Annotated in this window: 16 protein-coding genes; 10 read left to right on the top strand and 6 right to left on the bottom strand. The window is 77.8% G+C overall.

Features of this window, described 5'->3' with window-relative positions:
* Positions 1 to 81: 81 nt before the first annotated feature.
* Entirely contained in the window at positions 82 to 558 is a 477-nt protein-coding gene (locus tag Q0848_RS13525; RefSeq protein WP_299038407.1) for a hypothetical protein, read from the bottom strand.
* 76 nt (positions 559 to 634) lie between these two features.
* Between Q0848_RS13525 and Q0848_RS13520 the strand changes: the two genes are divergently transcribed.
* The 4 genes from Q0848_RS13520 to Q0848_RS13505 all read left to right on the top strand — a co-directional run bounded on the left by Q0848_RS13520 (position 635) and on the right by Q0848_RS13505 (position 5811).
* Positions 635 to 1030 (top strand): VOC family protein, encoded by a 396-nt coding sequence (locus tag Q0848_RS13520; protein ID WP_299038405.1) that lies wholly within the window; start codon positions 635 to 637, stop codon positions 1028 to 1030.
* A gap of 256 nt (positions 1031 to 1286) precedes the next feature.
* Positions 1287 to 2339, top strand: coding sequence for a spore photoproduct lyase family protein (locus Q0848_RS13515; RefSeq protein ID WP_366146612.1), 1053 nt, complete (start codon positions 1287 to 1289; stop codon positions 2337 to 2339).
* Positions 2340 to 2418: 79 nt separating this feature from the next.
* The gene (locus tag Q0848_RS13510; protein WP_299038401.1) at positions 2419 to 4002 is read left to right on the top strand and encodes an LLM class flavin-dependent oxidoreductase; all 1584 of its coding nucleotides are present in this window, start codon (positions 2419 to 2421) and stop codon (positions 4000 to 4002) included.
* Between the two features lie 417 nt (positions 4003 to 4419).
* On the top strand, positions 4420 to 5811 hold the full coding sequence (locus tag Q0848_RS13505) for an MFS transporter (RefSeq protein ID WP_299038400.1): 1392 nt from the start codon (positions 4420 to 4422) through the stop codon (positions 5809 to 5811).
* 14 nt (positions 5812 to 5825) lie between these two features.
* Here Q0848_RS13505 and Q0848_RS13500 read toward each other — a convergent pair whose 3' ends face one another.
* Positions 5826 to 6419: a helix-turn-helix domain-containing protein gene (locus Q0848_RS13500; protein WP_299038398.1), complete on the bottom strand. Its 594-nt coding sequence runs from the start codon at positions 6417 to 6419 to the stop codon at positions 5826 to 5828.
* Positions 6420 to 6528: 109 nt separating this feature from the next.
* Between Q0848_RS13500 and Q0848_RS13495 the strand changes: the two genes are divergently transcribed.
* From Q0848_RS13495 to Q0848_RS13480, 4 genes are read left to right on the top strand one after another with little or no spacing between them, the layout of a single operon-like run.
* Entirely contained in the window at positions 6529 to 7557 is a 1029-nt protein-coding gene (locus Q0848_RS13495) for an NAD(P)/FAD-dependent oxidoreductase (protein WP_299038396.1), read from the top strand.
* A complete protein-coding gene (locus tag Q0848_RS13490; RefSeq protein ID WP_299038394.1) occupies positions 7554 to 8252 on the top strand; it encodes a bifunctional 2-polyprenyl-6-hydroxyphenol methylase/3-demethylubiquinol 3-O-methyltransferase UbiG in 699 nt (232 codons plus the stop codon). Before Q0848_RS13495 ends, Q0848_RS13490 begins: the two co-directional genes overlap by 4 nt.
* Before the next feature lie 43 nt (positions 8253 to 8295).
* Positions 8296 to 9357: an ABC transporter ATP-binding protein gene (locus Q0848_RS13485; RefSeq protein WP_299038392.1), complete on the top strand. Its 1062-nt coding sequence runs from the start codon at positions 8296 to 8298 to the stop codon at positions 9355 to 9357.
* Entirely contained in the window at positions 9354 to 10166 is an 813-nt protein-coding gene (locus Q0848_RS13480; RefSeq protein WP_299038390.1) for an ABC transporter permease, read from the top strand. The genes Q0848_RS13485 and Q0848_RS13480 overlap by 4 nt, the downstream gene beginning before the upstream one ends.
* A 31-nt stretch (positions 10167 to 10197) precedes the next feature.
* On the opposite strand, the gene Q0848_RS13475 is transcribed toward Q0848_RS13480, so the two are convergent.
* The gene (locus Q0848_RS13475; RefSeq protein ID WP_299038388.1) at positions 10198 to 10452 is read right to left on the bottom strand and encodes a hypothetical protein; all 255 of its coding nucleotides are present in this window, start codon (positions 10450 to 10452) and stop codon (positions 10198 to 10200) included.
* A 219-nt stretch (positions 10453 to 10671) separates the two neighbouring features.
* Here Q0848_RS13475 and Q0848_RS13470 point away from each other — a divergent pair, with 219 nt between their 5' ends.
* Together Q0848_RS13470 and Q0848_RS13465 are read left to right on the top strand one after the other, a co-directional pair.
* The gene (locus Q0848_RS13470; protein ID WP_299038385.1) at positions 10672 to 11529 is read left to right on the top strand and encodes a PhzF family phenazine biosynthesis protein; all 858 of its coding nucleotides are present in this window, start codon (positions 10672 to 10674) and stop codon (positions 11527 to 11529) included.
* Positions 11530 to 11592: 63 nt separating this feature from the next.
* The gene (locus Q0848_RS13465; protein ID WP_299038383.1) at positions 11593 to 14031 is read left to right on the top strand and encodes a bifunctional diguanylate cyclase/phosphodiesterase; all 2439 of its coding nucleotides are present in this window, start codon (positions 11593 to 11595) and stop codon (positions 14029 to 14031) included.
* Here Q0848_RS13465 and Q0848_RS13460 read toward each other — a convergent pair.
* The 3 genes from Q0848_RS13460 to kdpC all read right to left on the bottom strand — a co-directional run bounded on the left by Q0848_RS13460 (position 14013) and on the right by kdpC (position 17984).
* Positions 14013 to 14687, bottom strand: coding sequence for a response regulator (locus tag Q0848_RS13460; RefSeq protein WP_299038382.1), 675 nt, complete (start codon positions 14685 to 14687; stop codon positions 14013 to 14015). The genes Q0848_RS13465 and Q0848_RS13460 overlap by 19 nt on opposite strands.
* Positions 14684 to 17257 carry an ATP-binding protein gene (locus Q0848_RS13455; RefSeq protein WP_299038381.1) on the bottom strand — a complete coding sequence of 858 codons (2574 nt, stop codon included), beginning with the start codon at positions 17255 to 17257 and terminating at the stop codon, positions 14684 to 14686. The genes Q0848_RS13460 and Q0848_RS13455 overlap by 4 nt, the downstream gene beginning before the upstream one ends.
* Positions 17258 to 17366: 109 nt before the next feature.
* The gene (kdpC, locus tag Q0848_RS13450; protein WP_299038378.1) at positions 17367 to 17984 is read right to left on the bottom strand and encodes a potassium-transporting ATPase subunit KdpC; all 618 of its coding nucleotides are present in this window, start codon (positions 17982 to 17984) and stop codon (positions 17367 to 17369) included.

The raw sequence follows: 17984 nt of genomic DNA, 5'->3' as shown, positions 1-17984 counted from the left end.
GGTCACGGCGGCAGGGCGTCCTCGGACGTCGGGCGTCCGGAGGTCGGGCGTCCGGAGGTCGGGCGTCCGCAGGGCGGGGCCTCAGCTCAGGCGTCGCCAGGTCAGCCGCACCGCGGGGACGTCGCCGGAGGCGGTCCGCCGCACGCGCTCCGACGTCATCGCGGACCCGTCCTCGGACGGGCGCACGGTGGTCGCGCCGTCGCCGTCGCGGAAGGTCCAGACCCCGTGGGGGTCGACGGCGGCGGTGCCCGCCCGGACGCCGCCCTCGTCGTCGTGGGCGCGGGTGGGGAAGGCGCCGCGCGCGGCGTCGAAGGGCTCCACCACCTCGAGCGCGAGGCGGCGCCGGCCGCCCACCTCGACGTCGAGCTCGTGCACGACGGTCGGCCCCAGCCACCGGTAGGTGCCCCGGCCCGCCACGTCCGCGACGACGCCCTCGCCGTCCTCGCCCAGGACCTCGCCGCGCACGACCCAGGTGCCGACGAGCGGCGCGGGCGTGGGCGGCGCGCTGAGCAGCGGGTCCTCGGTCGCCTGCGCCTCGCGGGGTGCGTCGTCGCTCATGCCGGCCTCCGTCGTCGGTGCCTCGCCGTGCCGTCCGCCGGGCGCGGACGGCGCCCGGGAGCGCCATCATGCCCGGATGACCAGCCGCTTCGCCGTCCTCGCGATCGACGCCGTCGAGCCCCGCCCCGTCGCCGAGTTCTGGTGCGCCGTCCTCGGGTGGGAGGTGGTCGACGCGGACGAGACGATCGTGAGCATCGGCGCCGCCGACGGCTCCGGGCCGACGATCGACGTCCTGCGCGTGCCCGAGGCGAAGACGACGAAGAACCGCCTGCACCTGGACCTGCGCGCCGACGGCACGAGCACCGCGGCGGAGCTCGCGCGCCTGGAGGCCCTCGGCGCGCGGCGCGTCGACGTCGGCCAGGACGAGGACGTCTCCTGGGTCGTCCTCGCGGATCCCGAGGGCAACGAGCTCTGCCTGCTGTCGCGCACCGTGCAGGACGTCGAGCGCGAGGCCGCCGCCGGCGAGGGCTGAGCGGACCGGGTCCTCGCCGGGCGACCTGCGAACGTGCTCGGCGGGGCCGGCTGCCGGGCGCTGACCTGCGACGACTCGCCGTGACCGGGACTCCTGCAGGTCGGCTGGCGCGCATGCGCCGGCCCGGCGCGGCGGCTGCCGCGCGGAAGGCGAGCAGTTCGCCCGGTGTTGCCCCGGTGTGACGACGACGGCGCTCGGCAGCCCCCCGGCGGGGGACGTCCAGGGGTCCGCGACGAGCCGCGCCCCGCGGCGCTGGGTGCCGAAGCGGGTGCTGGTGACGCGCTCGGCGGCGGAGCTGCCGCACGGGCGGCGCATCCTCCAGCGGGTCGAGGCCGCCGGCGTCGAGGACATCCAGCTCCTGCCGGGCGACCGGCTGCCGCCGCTGCGCGGCGAGGACGAGCGGGCCACCTACGCCCTGGCCAAGCAGACGCTCGCGGTCGTCGTCGCCCCGCCGAGCAAGCGGCGGCCCCAGCCGATCCCGCCCAGCGCGGACTGGCGCGTCGACCTGGCGGAGGGCTGCCCCGCGCACTGCCAGTACTGCTACCTGGCGGGCTCGCTCGGGGGCCCGCCCATCACCCGGGTCTACGCCAACCTCGAGGAGGTCCTCGACGGCGTCGCGCCGCTGGTCGGCGCCGGCACCGTGACGAGCGTGAGCGACGGCCGCCGCGCCGAGGGCACGACCTTCGAGACCTCCTGCTACACCGACCCGCTCGCCCTCGAGCACGTGACCGGCTCGCTCTCCCGGGCGATCTCGCACGTGGGGACCACGGACTTCGGCGGCCCGGTGCAGATGCGGTTCACCACCAAGTTCGACGACGTCGAGCCCCTGCTCGACCTCCCGCACCACGGCCGCACGCGGGTGCGCCTGTCGGTCAACGCGCTCGGCGTCCAGCGCTTCGAGGGCGGGACGGCGCGCATGCCCGAGCGCGTCGGCGCGCTGCGCCGGCTGGCGCTCGCCGGCTACCCCGTGGGGCTGACGGTCGCGCCGATCATGCCCGTGGAGGGCTGGCGCGAGCAGTACGGCGCCCTGCTCGACGACGTCGCCGCGGCCACGCGGGACGTCCCGGGCCTCGACCTGACCACCGAGCTGATCACGCACCGGTTCACGCCGAGGAGCAAGGAGGTGCTCCAGGGCTGGTACCCACGCTCCGCCCTGGAGATGGACGAGGACGCCCGGCGGCAGAAGCGGGGCAGGTACGGCGCCGTCAAGCACGTCTACCCGGCGCCGCTCATGGCGGAGATGCGGACGTGGTTCGAGCGGGCCCTGGCCGAGCGGCTGCCCGCCGCCCGGCTGCTGTACTGGACCTGAGAGCCGCTGCCCCGCACGAGGTCGGGGCGGCGCGGGCGAGCGCCGGTCCGGCCCGGACCGGCAGGACGGGAGACGACTGGTGACCGACCACGGCCACGACCTGCTCTTCGGGGCCTTCCTCACCCCCTCGGCGGCGGACCCGGGGCGCGTGGTGGAGCTCGCCCGCCTCTGCGAGGCCGTGGGCCTCGACCTGGCCACGTTCCAGGACCACCCGTACCAGCCCGGCTTCCTCGACACCTGGACGCTGCTGTCCTGGGTCGCCGCGAGCACGACGCGGCTGCGGGTCGCGCCGAACGTCGTCAACCTGCCGCTGCGGCCGCCGGCCGTGCTCGCGCGCTCGGTGGCGAGCCTGGACCTGCTGAGCGGCGGGCGCGTCGAGCTGGGGCTCGGCGCCGGCGCCTTCTGGGACGCCATCGAGGCCATGGGGGCCCGCCGGCTCACGCCGCGGGAGGCGGTCCTCGGGCTCGAGGAGGCCATCGCGGTGCTGCGGCAGACCTGGGACGCGTCCGCACGGGGCGGCGTGCGCCTCGAGGGCGACGTGCACCGCGTCGTCGGGGCGAAGCGCGGCCCGGCGCCGGCGCACGACGTCGGGATCTGGGTCGGCGCGTACGGGCCCCGCATGCTCGAGCTCACCGGGCGCCTCGCCGACGGCTGGCTGCCCTCCACGGGCTACCTCCAGCCGGGCGACCTCGAGCGCGGGAACGCCGCCGTGGACGAGGCCGCGCTGGCCGCGGGCCGCGCGCCCGGTGACGTGCGCCGCCTGCTCAACCTGAGCGGGCGCTTCACCCGCCGCTCCACCGGTCCGCTGCAGGGGCCGGCCGAGCAGTGGGTCGAGGAGCTCGCCGATCTCGCGCTGTCGGAAGGGCTCAGCGGCTTCCTCCTCGGCAGCGACGACCCCGACGACCTGCGACGGTTCGCCGCCGAGGTCGCGCCCGGGGTGCGCGAGGTCGTCGACGCCGAGCGCGGGGCGCGGGCCGGCGGCGACGTCACCTCGGCCTCGCCCGTGGTCGACGAGGTCCTCGTCCCGCGGGTCGCCGCCGGGACGTCGTCCGCGGCCCCGGGTCTGCCCGTGGTCCCCACGCCGGACGACGGCGTGCGCCGCAGCCGCGAGCGGGTGTGGGACGAGTCGGCCCGCCCGACCGGCCCCGCGCCCGAGCCGGGCCGCACCTACACCGAGGACGAGGCGACCCAGGGCGGCCACCTCATCAGCGTCCACGACCACCTGCGCTCCGAGCTCGCGCAGCTGCACGACCTCGTGGAGCAGGTGGGGGCGGGAGCCACGAGCCCGGGTCAGGCGCGCAGCCACATCGCGACCATGACGCTGCGGCAGAACGCCTGGACGCTCGGGACCTACTGCGAGAGCTACTGCCGCGTCGTGACGACGCACCACACCATCGAGGACCGCAGCATGTTCCCCCACCTGCGCAGCGGCGACCCGCGGCTCGGCCCGGTGGTGGACCGGCTCGAGGAGGAGCACCACGCGATCCACGACGTGCTCGAGCGCGTGGACCGCGCGCTCGTCGCGTCCGTCGCCGCGCCGGGACCCGCCGGCGTCGAGGAGGTGCGGGCCGCGGTGGACCTGCTCAGCGACGTCCTGCTGAGCCACCTGTCCTACGAGGAGCGCGAGCTCGTCGAGCCGCTCGCGCGGCTGGGGTTCGTCTGATCGCGCCCGAGCTGGGGCCACCGGTCGCGGTGGAGCCGTGCGAGCCCGGGCCTGCGCCTCGGCGAGATGGAGGTCCGGGTCACCGAGGGCGCTGTCCGGTGACCGGAACCTCCATCTCGGGCGAGACGGCGACGCGACCGGCGTCGACTGCCTCGTGCTGACGGATGCCGCTGCGCGGACGGCGCGAGGACGTCGCGCTCTACGGGCTCCCCCACGCAGGAGTGGCGGGCCTGAGGCGCCGCGCGCCGCGGACCACCCGCCGTCGGGCCTGAGCTCCGGGCAGACCGAGGTCGCGGAGTCGACGCAGGGGCCGAGCGCGGGACGCCGGAACCCCCTTGCCACCGCGGGCCCCGCCGCGGTCGACTCGTGCCGTGCGCGGCGCTCGCGCGCGGACGTCGACGCCACCAGGAGGACGCCGTGAGCACCGCCCGGCGCGGGCTGCCCCGCGCGCTGCTCCCCCTGGGCGCGCCCGGCTACCGGTGGCTCGCCGGGGCCCTGGTGGGGTCGCTGGCCGCCGCGGGGCTGTGGACGCTGGCGGTCGTCTGGCAGGTGATCGCGCTCGGCGGCGGACCCGCCGCCGTCTCGCTGGTCAGCGCCGGCTTCGCGGTCGGGATGCTCGCCACCGCCCTGCTCGGCGGGGTCCTCGCCGACCGCGTGCCGCAGCGGCGCATCCTGCTCGCCGTCGCCGCGGCCGAGCTCGTCGCCATGTCCGCCGCCGCCGCGCTGTCCCTCACCGGGAGCCTGGAGGTGTGGCACCTCGCGGGGCTGTCGGCGCTGATCGGCGTCGGGCAGGGCCTGTACTACCCGGCGTACTCGGCGCTGCTGCCCTCGCTCCTGCCCGCCGACCAGCTGCTGCAGGCCAACGGGATCGAGGGCTTCCTGCGCCCGCTCCTCGTCAACGCGGCCGGCCCGGCGGCGGCGGGGGCCCTCGTGGCCGCAGCCTCCCCGGGCGCGGCGCTGCTCGCCGCCGCGGTGTCGGCCGCCGGGGCGCTGGTGTGCGTCGTCGGCCTGCCCCGCACCCCGCTCCGCCGGGACCTCGCCGCCGAGGCGGCCGCCCACGGGCGCTCCCCGCTGCGGGCCGCGCTGGCCGACGTCGCCGAGGGCTTCGCCTACATGCGGCGCACGCCGTGGCTGCTGTGGACGCTCCTGTTCGCGTCGGTGATGGTGCTGCTCGTCATCGGTCCGCTCGAGGTGCTCACGCCGTTCGCGATCCGCGACCGCGCCGGCGGCGGCCCCCAGGACCACGCGCTGGTGCTCGCCGCCTTCGGCGTCGGCGGTGCGGTGGCCTCGCTCGTCGTCGCCTCGCGGCCGATGCCCCGGCGCTACCTCACGGTGATGATCCTGCTCTGGGGGGCCGGGTGCCTGCCGCTCGCGCTCTTCGGCGTCGCGACGGCGGTGTGGGTCATGGTGGTCGCGGGCGCGGTGGTCGGGGCGACGTTCCAGGCGGCCACCGTCATCTGGGGGACGCTGCTGCAGCGGCGCGTCCCGCCGTCGCTGCTCGGGCGGGTCTCGAGCCTCGACTTCTTCGTCTCGCTCGCGTTCATGCCCGTCTCCATGGCCCTGGCCGGCCCGGCCAGCGCGGCGCTGGGCCTCGAGCCGGTGTTCCTCGTCGCCGGGGCCGCGCCGGTGCTCCTCGCCGTCGTCGCGCTCGCGGCCGGTCGGCTGCCCGCCGACGAGCTGGCGCACCCCCTGGACGGCGCCCCCGACCCCGCGGGCGCCGTCGTCGCCGGCAGCGGCGGCGCCGCGGACCCGGTGCCACCGGGAGCGGCCGGCCCGGCTCCCGCGGCGCCGAGGGGTCCTCGGGACTGACCGGGGCGCCGCCCTCAGCGAGCGGTCTTCGCCGCCGGCCGCGCCCGCAGGTGCGCGCGCTGGCCCTGCGGGCCCATGAGCGCGAGCAGCTCGCAGACGTCGTCGCCGGTGTTGGCCATGGCGTGCGGCGTGCGGGTGTCGAACTCCGCGGCCTCGCCGGGGGCGAGGACCATGTCGTGCGGCCCCAGCCGCAGGCGCAGGCGGCCGTCCAGGACGTACAGCCACTCGTAGCCCTCGTGGGTGCGCTGCTCGGCGCCCGCGCCGTAGCCGAGCGGGAGCAGCAGCTTCATCGCCTGGATGCCGCCGGGCCGGCGCGTCAGCGGCACCATCGTCATCCCGCCGCGCGTGACCGGCCGGGCGCGCACCCGCGGGTCGCCCGTCTCGGGCGCGTCGACCAGCTCGTCGAGCGGCACCTGGTGCGCGCGGGCCAGCGGCAGCAGCAGCTCGAGCGTGGGGCGCCGCTGCCCGGACTCCAGGCGCGACAGCGTGCTCACCGAGATGCCGGTCTCCGCCGCGAGGTCGGCCAGCGTCCGGTCGTGCTGCACCCGCAGCGCGCGCAGCCGCGGGCCGACCGCGTCCAGGACGGGGGACAGGTCGTCGTCGCTCACCCGGCCAGTTTGCCGTTCCGGCAACGTTCCTTGCCACGGGGGAGCGTCCGGCGCACTCTCCTCGGGAGGCGGCCAGCCGGGTGGCCGCACGGACGGGCGAGGAGCAGATGTGAGCACGGAGGAGAGGGAGGTCGCCGAGGGCGAGCTCCTGCAGGAGCAGTACGACGTCGTCGTGGTCGGCGGCGGCGCAGCAGGTCTCGCCGGGGCGCTGACGACGGCGCGGGCGCTGCGCAGCACGCTCGTCGTCGACGCCGGACAGCCGCGCAACGCCCCGGCCGACGGCGTGCACAACTACCTCGGGCGCGAGGGGACGCCGCCCCGCGAGCTGGTGGCGATCGGGCGCGCCGAGGTCGAGGCCTACGGCGGGACCGTGCTCACCGGGACGGCCCGCACCGCCGAGCGCCTCGGTGACGGCGGGCCGGGCGCCGCGCGCTTCCGGGTCGGCCTGGACGACGGCCGGTCGGTGCTGGCGCGGCGGCTGCTCGTGACGACGGGCGCGGTCGACGTGCTGCCCGACGTCCCGGGGCTGGCCGAGCGCTGGGGGAGGGACCTGCTCCACTGCCCCTTCTGCCACGGGCGCGAGGTCGCCGACCGCGTGGTGGGCGTGCTGTCGACGAGCGCCTTCGGCGTCGAGCAGGCCCTCATGTGGCGCGGCTGGAGCGAGCGGGTGGTGCTGCTGCAGCACACCGGCCCGGCGCCGTCGCCGGAGCAGGCGGAGCGGATGGCGGCTCGGGGCGTCGAGGTGGTCGAGGGGGAGGTCGTCGGCCTCGAGGTCGACGACGACCGGGTGGAGGCGGTGCGCCTCGCGGACGGGCGCGTCGTCGCGGTGCAGGCGCTGGTGACGACGTCGCGGGCCGTCGCCCGCAGCGGGGTGCTGGCCGGCCTGGGCGTCGAGCCCGCCGAGCTCGTGATGAACGGGATGTCGCTGGGGGAGCACGTGCCGGCCGAATCCACCGGGGCGACCTCGGTGCCGGGCGTCTGGGTCGCGGGGAACGTGAGCGCGCCGATGGCCCCGGTGCTGGCCGCGGCGGCCGCCGGCATGACGGCCGGCTCGATGATCACCAAGGACCTCGTCGACGACGACACCACCGCCGCGGTCCGCGTGGCCCGCGCCGCGCGCGTGGCGGCGCCGGCATGAGCGCTCCCCAGCACGGCCACGGCCACGGGCACGACTCCCGGGCGGCCGCCCCCGGAGACGCGGGCCGGGCGGCCCTCGAGGACGCCTCGCTCAGCACGCAGGAGCGGTGGGAGGGCTTCTACGCCGACCGCGGCCGCATCTGGAGCGGGCGCCCCAACGCCCTGCTGGTGGAGGTGGTGTCGGGGCTGGCGCCGGGGCGGGCGCTCGACCTCGGCTGCGGCGAGGGCGGGGACTCGCTCTGGCTGGCCGCGCAGGGGTGGGCGACCACGGCGGTCGACGTCGCCCCGACGGCGCTGGCCCGCACCCGCGAGGCGGCGGCCGCGGCCGGGCTGGAGGTGACCACCGAGCAGCACGACCTCGAGCAGTCGCTGCCGGCGGGCCCGTTCGACCTCGTCAGCGCCTTCTTCCTCCAGTCGCCCGTCGACTGGGACCGGCCGGCGGTGCTGCGCCGGGCGGCGGGGCTGCTGGCCCCGGGCGGGGTGCTCGTGCTGGTCGACCACGGCTCCGCGCCGTCGTGGAGCTGGCACGCGGGGCACGAGTTCCCGACGGCGGCGCAGGTGCACGCCGGGCTGGCCCTGCCGGAGGAGGAGTTCGAGGCGCTGCGCGTCGACGCGCCCGCCCGCGAGGCGCTCGGCCCGCAGGGGCAGGTCGGGGAGGTCACCGACCTCGTCGTCGTCGTCCGGCGCCGCGCCTGAGGTCGCCGCTGCGGGGCGGGGGCGGGCGGGCGAGGATGCCGGGGTGACCTCCGCCCCGCCCGCCCACCGCGCGGACCCCGGCGCGGCGCCCGGCGGTGCCGCCGAGCCCGCCGTCGAGGTCGTCGACCTCGTCAAGCGCTACCCGAGGAGCCCGCGCAACGCCGTCGACGGCATCAGCTTCGCCGTCCGCCCCGGGGAGGTGCTCGGTCTCCTCGGCCCCAACGGCGCGGGCAAGACGACGACGGTCGGGGTGCTGACGACCCGGGTCCGCGCCAGCAGCGGCAGCGCCCGCGTCGGCGGCGTCGACGTGCGCCGCGACCCCTCCGAGGCCCGCCGCCGCCTCGCCGTCGTCCCGCAGCGGCCGAACCTCGACCGGGTGCTGACGGCGCGCCAGAACCTCGTCTTCTCCGCCGGGTACCACGGCGTCCGGCGCGCCGAGCGGCACCGGCGGGCCGACGAGCTGCTCGAGCGCTTCGGCCTCGGCGACCGCGGCGGGGACAAGGTCGACAAGTACTCCGGGGGCCAGGCGCAGCGCCTGATGATCGCCCGCGCCCTCATGCACGACCCGCAGGTGCTGTTCCTGGACGAGCCGAGCACCGGCCTGGACCCGCAGGCGCGCCTGTTCGTCTGGGAGCGCGTCGCCGAGCTCAGCGCGGCGGGCACCACGGTGGTCCTCACGACGCACGACATGGACGAGGCCGAGGAGGTCTGCGACCGCGTGGGCGTCGTCGACCACGGGGAGCTGCTCGCCCTCGACACCCCGGCGGCGCTCGTCGCCGAGCACAGCAGCGGCGGCAGCATCGAGGTCGTCGTCACCCCACCCGACGGCGCCCGCCGGCCCCGGGGGTCGGAGGAGGCCGATGACGTCGGGACGGCGGTCGCGGAGGCGACGGCGCGCGTGCGCGGCGTCACGGCCGTCGACCGGCTGCCCGGGCCGGCCCCGACGAGCCGGCTGCGGCTGTCGGTCGACGGCGACCCGGCCGCGCACCTCGCGCCCGTCGCCGAGGCCGTCAGCGCCACCGGCGCCCTCATCACCGACGTGCGGCTCGGGCGGCCCGACCTCGAGGACGTCTTCCTCGCCCTCACCGGCAGGGAGCTCCGATGAGCGGCGACCGCAGCACGCGAGGGGCCGGCACGGCCTCGACGAGCACGCTGACGCCGGCGCTGATGATCCTGTGGCGGGACCTCTTCGTCACATGGCGGGAGATGCCGGCGTTCCTCGCGCAGGTCCTCCTGCAGCCGGTCTTCCTGCTGTTCGTCTTCGGGCAGGTGCTCGGCTCGCTCGGCTTCCTGCAGGAGGGCTACGCCGAGCTGCTCTTCCCCGGCATCGTGGCCCTGACGGCGTTCCTCACCGCGCTGCAGACGACGGCGCTGCCGCTGGTCATCGACTTCTCCTTCAGCAAGGAGATCGAGGACAGGCTGCTCGCGCCGACGCCGACCACCGCCGTCGCGCTGGAGAAGATGGCGTTCTCGACGCTGCGGGCCCTCGTCGCGTCGGCGGCCATGTTCCCGCTCGGCGTCTGGATCCTCGGCGGCATCCCCTGGGAGGCCGGGGCTCTCGGCTGGGTCGTGCTGTTCGTCGTCCTCGGCGCCCTGACCGGTGCCGCTGGCGGCCTCACGCTCGGGACGCTCGTGCCGCCGAGCAAGATCAACATCGTCTTCGCCCTCGTCCTGACGCCCCTGCTGTTCACCGGCGCGGCGCAGTACCCGTGGGCCTCGCTCGAGGTCCTGCCGTGGTTCCAGGTGGTCACGGCGCTCAACCCCCTGACCTACGTCTCCGAGGGCCTGCGCGGCTCGCTCCTGCCCGCCACCCCGCACGTCCCGGCGTGGGTGTGCGTCCTCGCGCTGCTGGGCTTCCTCGCCCTGCTCACCGCCACCGGCATCCGCGGCTTCCTGCGGCGCGCGCTCGACTGACGGCGCGCGCTCGACCGACGGGGAGCCCGGCTCAGCCGCGCGGGCGCTCCACCCAGGGCCGGCCGCGGCGCTCGGCCGTGGTGCGCAGGTGCTCGAGCACGAGCCGGGGCCCCGGCGGCCAGGCGCGGGCCGGGCTCGGGTCGACGACGACGCCGCCGCGCGCCAGGGCGAGGCGGATGCTGCGGACGCACGCCGCGAGGCCGGGCCCGGAGGCCTCCTCGGGGAGGTCCACCCGCACCAGCACGGGGGTGCTCGTCGCCCCCGACGGGTGGTTCGAGGTGCTCATGGTTCCTCCGGTCGTCGGTCGGCTCGTGCGGCGGGCGTGCCGCACCACCCCACCGCGGGCGCACCCCGGGCGTCATCAGCCCGCGGTCGGGCCCGCTCGTCCTCCCTGAGGAGGACCCCCGGGGCGGACCACCTGCGGCCGGACGACCTGCGGCGCGGCCCGGCCACCGGGGGCGTGCTCCCCGCGGAACCGCGTGCACAAGCCTGACAGGCTGCCCCGGTGCTCCCCTTCTCGCAGGTCGACGTGTTCACCGACGAGCCCGGCGCCGGGCCGGGGCTCGGCAACCCCGTCGCCGTCGTCCACGACGCCGAGGGCCTGTCCGAGGCGCGCATGCAGTCCTTCGCGCGCTGGACGAACCTCTCGGAGACCACCTTCCTGCTGCCGCCGCAGGACGCCTCCGCCGACTACCGGCTGCGGATCTTCACCCCCTCGCGAGAGCTCCCCTTCGCGGGGCACCCGACGCTGGGGTCGGCGCGGGCGTGGCTCGAGGCGGGCGGGACGCCCCGGGGCGAGCACCTCGTGCAGGAGTGCGGCGCCGGGCTGGTGCGCGTGCGCCGCGACCCCGCGGTCGTCGGCCGCCTCGCCTTCGCCGCGCCGCCGCTCGTGCGCAGCGGGCCGGTGGACGCGGAGCTGCTCGCCCGGCTGCGCCGCGGCCTGCACCTGGCCGAGGACGACGTCGTCGACGCCGCGTGGACCGACAACGGCCCCGGCTGGGTCTCCCTGCTGCTGCGCGACGCCGCAGCCGTGCTGGCGCTCGCGCCCGACCTCGCCGAGCTCGAGGGGCTCGACCTCGGCGTCGTCGGGCCGCACCCGCCGGGCGCCGAGGCGGCGTTCGAGGTCCGTGCCTTCGCCGTCGGCGCGGGCGTGGACGAGGACCCGGTGACGGGCAGCCTCAACGCCGGCCTCGCGCAGTGGCTCCTGGCGGCCGGGCACGCGAGGGCCCCGTACGTCGCCGCGCAGGGCACCGCGCTGGGACGCCGCGGCCGGGTGCACGTCGAGGCCGAGGGCGAGGACGTCTGGGTGGGCGGCGGCACGCTCGTCGGCGTGACCGGGCGGGTGGCGCTCTCGCCCGCGTGACCCGGTCGGGTGCACCGGTGGTCGCGCGCTCAAGGACCCGGGGGCGCGCGCCGAGGGCATGACGTGAGCCCTCGCCCTCCCGAGCGCCCGCTGTCGCCGGTGCGACGGCGGGGCGCTCCCGCCGCGCCCGAGCGCCGCCGCTCCCCGCGCTGCCGCCGCGCCGCGGTCGCCGCTGCCGTGCTCGGCCTGGTGCTGGTCGTCGTCCTCGGCGTGCTCCCCGGGGGGCGGACGGCGTCGGCGCTCGTCTACTCCGTCCTGGCGGTCGCCGGGGTGGCCCTCGTCGTGGTCGGCGGCCTGCGCACGAGCAGGGGCCGGCTCCCGTGGCTGCTGATGGCGGCCGGAGCCGGGATCCTCGTCGGTGGCCAGCTCGCCCTCATGTGGCTCGCGGAGGACTACGACCCGACCCGCAGCCCGCAGGTGTGGCTCGAGGGCCTGCGGACGCACACCGGGGCCTTCGCGGTGGGGCTGGTCGCCTACCCGCTGCTGTACGCCGGCCAGATGGTGCTGCTGCGCCAGCGCGTGGAGCGGGTGCTCCCCAGCGCGTGGCTCGACGGCGTCGTCGTGACCGCGGCCGTGGCGGCGGCCAGCTCGGCGTTCGTGGTGCCGCGCGTCGTCGACGCCCTGGACCTGGACGTCGCCGGAGCCCTCACGCTGACGGCGCGTCCCCTGCTCGGCCTGATCATGGCGTCCCTCGCCGTGGCCAACTGGGCCCTGTCCGGCTGGCGGTCCGACCGCCGCCTGCCGCTCGTGCTCGCGGCGTTCACGACGCTGTGCGCGAGCGACGTCGCCGGTGCGCTGCACGTGACCGGCGTGCTGAGCAGCGCCGTGGTCGGCCCCGCCGTCGACGTCGGCAGGCTCGCGGCGCTGCTCCTGCTCGCCACCGCCGCCGCCGCGCCGGCGGGCCCGCGCACGGCCGCCCGCGTGGAGACCTTCGGGCTCGTCATGACCCCCGTCGTCGTGCTCGTCGGCGGGGTGGGGCTGCTCGCGCTGGACGAGGTCCACCCGGTCCCGGACGCCGCCGTGCACCTCGTCCTCGTCTCGCTGCTGCTCGTCGGCCTCAAGCTGCTCCTCGTCATCCGCGAGGTCCTGGTCCTCGCGGACAGCCGGCGCCAGGCCCTGACCGACGACCTCACCGGGCTCGCCAACCGCCGCGCGTTCCACCGGGCGCTCGGCTCGGCCACGGGCGGGGACGGCTCCGCAGCCCTGCTGCTGCTCGACCTGGACCGCTTCAAGGAGGTCAACGACAGCCACGGCCACGCGGTCGGCGACGCGCTGCTGCGCGGCACCGCCCGCCGCGCGGGCGAGCACCTGCCCCCGACCGCGCTGCTCGCCCGCCTCGGCGGGGACGAGTTCGCCGTCCTGCTGCCCGGCGCGGGGCTGGAGGAGGCGACGGCGGTGGCGCGCGCCGTCGTGGACGCCACGGCCGAGCCCGCCGTCGTGGACGGGCGCCCGCTGCGGGCCGTCGTCAGCGTCGGCGTCGCCACCACGCCGGACGCCGCCGGCCGCCACGTCGACGCCGAGGAGCTCCTGCGCCGCGCCGACGCCGCGATGTTCCTCGCCAAGCGCACCGGCTCGGACGGGCGGGGGGCTGACGGGAGGGGGGCGACGGGCGTCTACGACGAGGCGGTCGACGCCGAGCGCCGGGACCGCCGGCAGCTCCTGGGGGAGCTGCGCGCGACGCTCGACGGCGCCCCGGGCGCCGGCGGGCTCCTCGTCCACTACCAGCCCCAGGTGGCCGCGGAGACGGGCGCGGTGGTCGGGGCGGAGGCGCTCGTGCGCTGGCAGCACCCGAGCCGCGGCCTGCTGGCACCGGGAGCCTTCCTCGACCTGGTGGAGGAGCACGGGCTCATGGCCGAGGTGACGACCCTGGTGCTGCGGAGGGCCGTCGAGGACGCCGTCCGCTGGCGCGAGCGCGGCCACTCCCTGCGCGTGTCGGTCAACGTCTCGACCAGCTGCCTCGTCAACCCCGACCTGCTGCCCCTGGTCGACGCGGTCCTCGCGGAGAGCGGCCTGGACCCCGCGGACCTCGTCCTGGAGATCACCGAGACGACGCTGATGGAGGACCCGGAGCTGGCCGTCCGGACCGCCGGGTGCCTCACGGCCCGCGGCGTCGGGCTGAGCATCGACGACTACGGCACGGGCTACGCCTCCATGGCCTACCTCGACGACCTCCCGGCCACCGAGCTCAAGCTCGACCGCAGCTTCACCGTGCGCCTGCTCGAGGAGGGGCGGACGGCCGCCATCGTCCGCACGACGGTGGACCTCGCGCACCGCCTCGGCATGCGGCTGGTGGCCGAGGGCGTCGAGGACGAGGCGACGCTCCGGGCGCTGCACGAGCTCGGCTGCGACGAGACGCAGGGCTACCTGCACAGCCGGCCCCTCGGGGTCGAGGCGTTCACCCGCTGGCTGGACGAGCGCGCCGCGGCGCCCGCGGTGCCGCGCCCCCGGGCCGGAGCGTCGACCGGCGCGGCGACCGGTCCGGCTCAGACCTCCAGCCGGTAGCCGACGCCCGGCTCCGTCAGCAGGTGGCGGGGTCGGGCGGGGTCGGGCTCGAGCTTGCGGCGCAGCTGGGCGACGTAGACGCGCAGGTAGTGCCCGTCCCCCCGCAGGTGGGGGCCGCGGAGCTCGGCGAGCAGCACCTGCTGGGGCACGACGCGCCCCGGGGCGCGGGCGAGCATCTCGAGCAGGTGCCACTCGGTCGGCGTCAGCCGCACGGGCTCGCCGTCCACGAGCACCAGCCGGCGGGAGAGGTCGACGTCGAAGGCGGCCGTCCGCACGACCGGCTCGGCGACCTCCGAGGGGCCGCGCCGGACGGCGGCGCGCAGCCGCGCCAGCAGCACGTCCATGCCGAACGGCTTCGTCACGACGTCGTCGGCGCCGGCGTCGAGGGCCTCGACGGCGTCGTCGCCGGTGGCGCGGGCGGTCAGCACGAGCACGGGGACGGCCGACCACCCGCGCACCGCGGCGAGCACCTCGAGCCCGTCCATGTCCGGCAGGCCGAGGTCGAGCACGACGACGTCGGGGTGCGCGGAGGCCACCGCCGCGAGGCCCTCGGCGCCGGTCGCGGCCGTCGTCACCTCGTAGCCCGAGGCGCGCAGGGTGATGGCGAGCGCCCGCGCGAGCGCGCGGTCGTCCTCGACGACGACGGCGCGCGTCACGCCGCGCCCCCGGCGCCCGCGGTGGTGGCCGGGGTGGTGGCCGGGGTCGTGGCGGGTGTGGTGCCCGCCGGGGTGCCGTCGTCGGCCGGCAGGGGCAGGCGCATCGAGACGGTGAGGCCGCCGCCGGGCGTGCCCTCGGCCTCGAGCACGCCGTCGTGGGCCTCCACGAAGCCGCGGGCCACCGCGAGCCCCAGGCCGCTGCCGCCGTGGCTGCGGCTGTCGTCGAGGCGCCGGAAGGCGGTGAAGACCGCGTCGAGCTCCTCCTCGGGGACCCCGGGGCCGCGGTCGACGACGCGCACGACGAGGTCGCCGCCGGCGCGGCCGGCGCTCACGACGACCGGCGTCGTCGGCGGCGCGTGCCGCACGGCGTTCTCCAGGACGTTGCCGAGCGCCCGCCCGAGCAGGCCGGCGTCGACGTCGAGCAGGGGCAGGTCCTCGGGGACGTCGAGGTGGACGCGCCCCTCCGGCAGCCCGGCCGCGGCGCGGGGCACGAGCTCGTCCAGCGCCGTCGGGCGGCGCCGCAGGGCGAGGGCGCCGGCGTCGAGGCGGCTCATGTCCAGCAGGTCGTCCACGAGCTGCTGGAGGCGGTCGGCGGAGGTCTCGACGTCGGCGAGCAGCGCGGCCTCGTCCTCGGGGCCGAGCTCGACGTCCTCCAGGCGCAGGGCGCTCACGCCGGCCTTGACGCCCGCCAGCGGGGTGCGCAGGTCGTGGGAGACCGCGGCGAGCAGCGCGGTGCGCACGCGCGTCAGCTCGCGCTCGCGGCGGGTCTGGCGGGCGCTGGCGCGCAGCCGGTCGCGCTCCACCACCGTGCCGACCTGGACGGCGACGGCGGTCACGACGCGCAGGTCCTCCGAGCGCAGGACGGGCCCCGAGAGGGCCAGCACGAGGTCGTCGTCGACGGGCACGGTCGTCGTGGCCGCCGCGGGCGTGCACGGCGGGTCGGTGCCGGCGCAGGCCACCAGGGAGCAGGGGGCGCCCTCGGGACCGCGCGCCAGGACCGCCGCCGCGCGCTGCCCGAAGAGCTCGCGGACCCGCTCCAGCAGCGCGGGCAGCGCGTCCTGCCCGCGCAGCACCGAGCCCGCCAGCGCGGACAGGACGTCGGCCTCCGCGCGCGCCCGCACCGCCTGGGTGGTGCGGCGCGCCGCGACGTCCACGACGGCGGACACGGCGATCGCCACGGCCACGAGCACGGCGATGGCCAGGGCGTTCTGGGGCCGGGCGATGGTGAGGGTGTACAGCGGCGGGGTGAACAGCACGTTGGCCAGCACCCCGCCCAGCAGGGCGGCGAGGACGGCGGGCCCGAGCCCGCCGACGATGGCGACGCCGACGGTCAGGGCCAGGAAGAGCAGCAGGTCGATGGCCAGGTCGAGGCTGCCGCGCGCCAGGTGCAGCCCGCCGGCGAGGACGAGCGGGCCGAGGGCCGCGAGCGCCCACCCCCAGGCCCGGCGCCGCGGGGCGAGCAGGGCGCGGCGGCCGTGGGCCGTGCGCGCCCGGCCGGCCTGGGCGTGCGTGACGATCTGGACGTCGATGTCGCCGCTGTCGCGGACGACGGCGGCCCCGACGCCGGGGGAGAGGGCCGCCGCCACGCGCCCGCGCCGGCTCGCGCCGATGACCACCTGCGTGGCGTTGACCCCGCGGGCGAAGTCGAGGACGGCGGCCGCGACGTCGTCGCCGACGACGGCGTGCCACGTGCCGCCGAGGGACTCCACGAGCTGCCGCTGCACGGCCAGGGAGTCCGGCGCGGCCCCCGTGAGCCCGTCCTGCGCCGAGACGTGCAGGGCGACGAGCTCCCCGCCCGTGCCGCGGCCGGCGATGCGCGCGCCGCGCCGCACGAGGGCCTCGCCCTCCGGGCCGCCGGTGAGGGCGACGACGACGCGCTCGCGCGCGGCCCACGGCGCCGCGATGCCCTGGTCGGCGCGGTAGCGCACGAGCGCGGCGTCGACCCGGTCGGCGACCCACAGCAGCGCGAGCTCGCGCAGGGCCGTGAGGTTGCCGACGCGGAAGTACTGGCTGAGCGCCGCGTCGACCCGCTCGGCGGCGTAGACGTCCCCGTGCGCCATCCGGCGGCGCAGGGCCTGCGGGCTCATGTCGACGAGCTCGACCTGGTCGGCCGCGCGCACGACCGAGTCGGGCACCGTCTCCTGCTGGCGCACACCGGTGATCGTCGCCACGACGTCGGCGAGGGACTCCAGGTGCTGGATGTTCACCGTCGTCACGACGTCGACCCCGGCGTCGAGCAGGGTCTCGACGTCCTGCCACCGCTTGGCGTGGCGCGAGCCCGGCGCGTTGGTGTGGGCCAGCTCGTCGACGAGGGCGACCCGCGGCGAGCGGGCGAGGACGGCGTCGAGGTCCATCTCCTCCAGCCGGGCGCCGCGGTGCTCGACCTCCCGGCGCGGCACCACCTCGAGGTCCCCGACCATCGCGGCCGTCCGGGCGCGGCCGTGCGTCTCGACGAGCGCCACGACGACGTCGTCCCCGCGGTCGCGCCGCCGGCGGCCCTCGTCGAGCATCCGGTAGGTCTTGCCGACACCCGGTGCGGCGCCGAGGTGCACGCGCAGCGCGCCCCTCACGGCCGTCTCCGCGGCCCGGCGGTCTCCACGGGGGCATCGTGCCCCGCCGCGACCGCGGGCCGTGCCGCGGCCCGGCCGCTCACCGCACGACCGCCCACTGGCCGGTTCCTCACCGCACGACCGCCGGGTCGGCGGCCTCCTCCACGGCGACGTTGAGGGCGAGGACCTCGACGGCCGGCTGGCCGACGACGCCCAGCCAGCGCCCCGTCGTGGCGTCGTCCACCATCGCGCGCACCTCGTCCTCGGGCAGGCCGCGCTCGCGGGCGACGCGCGGCACCTGCAGGGCGGCGTAGGCGGGGGAGACGTGCGGGTCCAGGCCCGAGCCCGAGGCGGTCAGGGCGTCGGCGGGCACGAGGGCCGGGTCGACGCCCTCGCGCTCGGCGACCCGCGCGCGCCGCTCCTCCACGAGCGCGAGCAGCTCCGGGCTGCTCGGGCCGAGGTTGGAGGCGCCGGAGGACAGGGGGTCGTAGCCGTCGCCGGCCGCCGACGGGCGCGGGTGGAACCACGCGTCGCCCTCGGGGCCCTCGGGCACGGACTGGCCGAGCAGGGCCGAGCCGACGACCCGCCCGTCGACGCGGACGGGCGAGCCGTCGGCGCGCTCGGGCACCAGGCGGCCGACGAGCAGGACGGCGCCCGGGTAGGCGACGCCGAGCAGCAGGGTCATGACGAGGAGCAGGCGCAGGCAGGCGCCGGCGAGGCGCAGGGGCGCGGTGGCGCGTGCGGGCAT

The sequence above is a fragment of the uncultured Pseudokineococcus sp. genome (genome assembly GCF_947495735.1).
Taxonomy (GTDB): Bacteria; Actinomycetota; Actinomycetes; order Actinomycetales; family Quadrisphaeraceae; genus Pseudokineococcus.
Note: the sequence above shows the minus strand (reverse complement) of the source record. Positions and strands in the feature narration are given on the sequence as shown.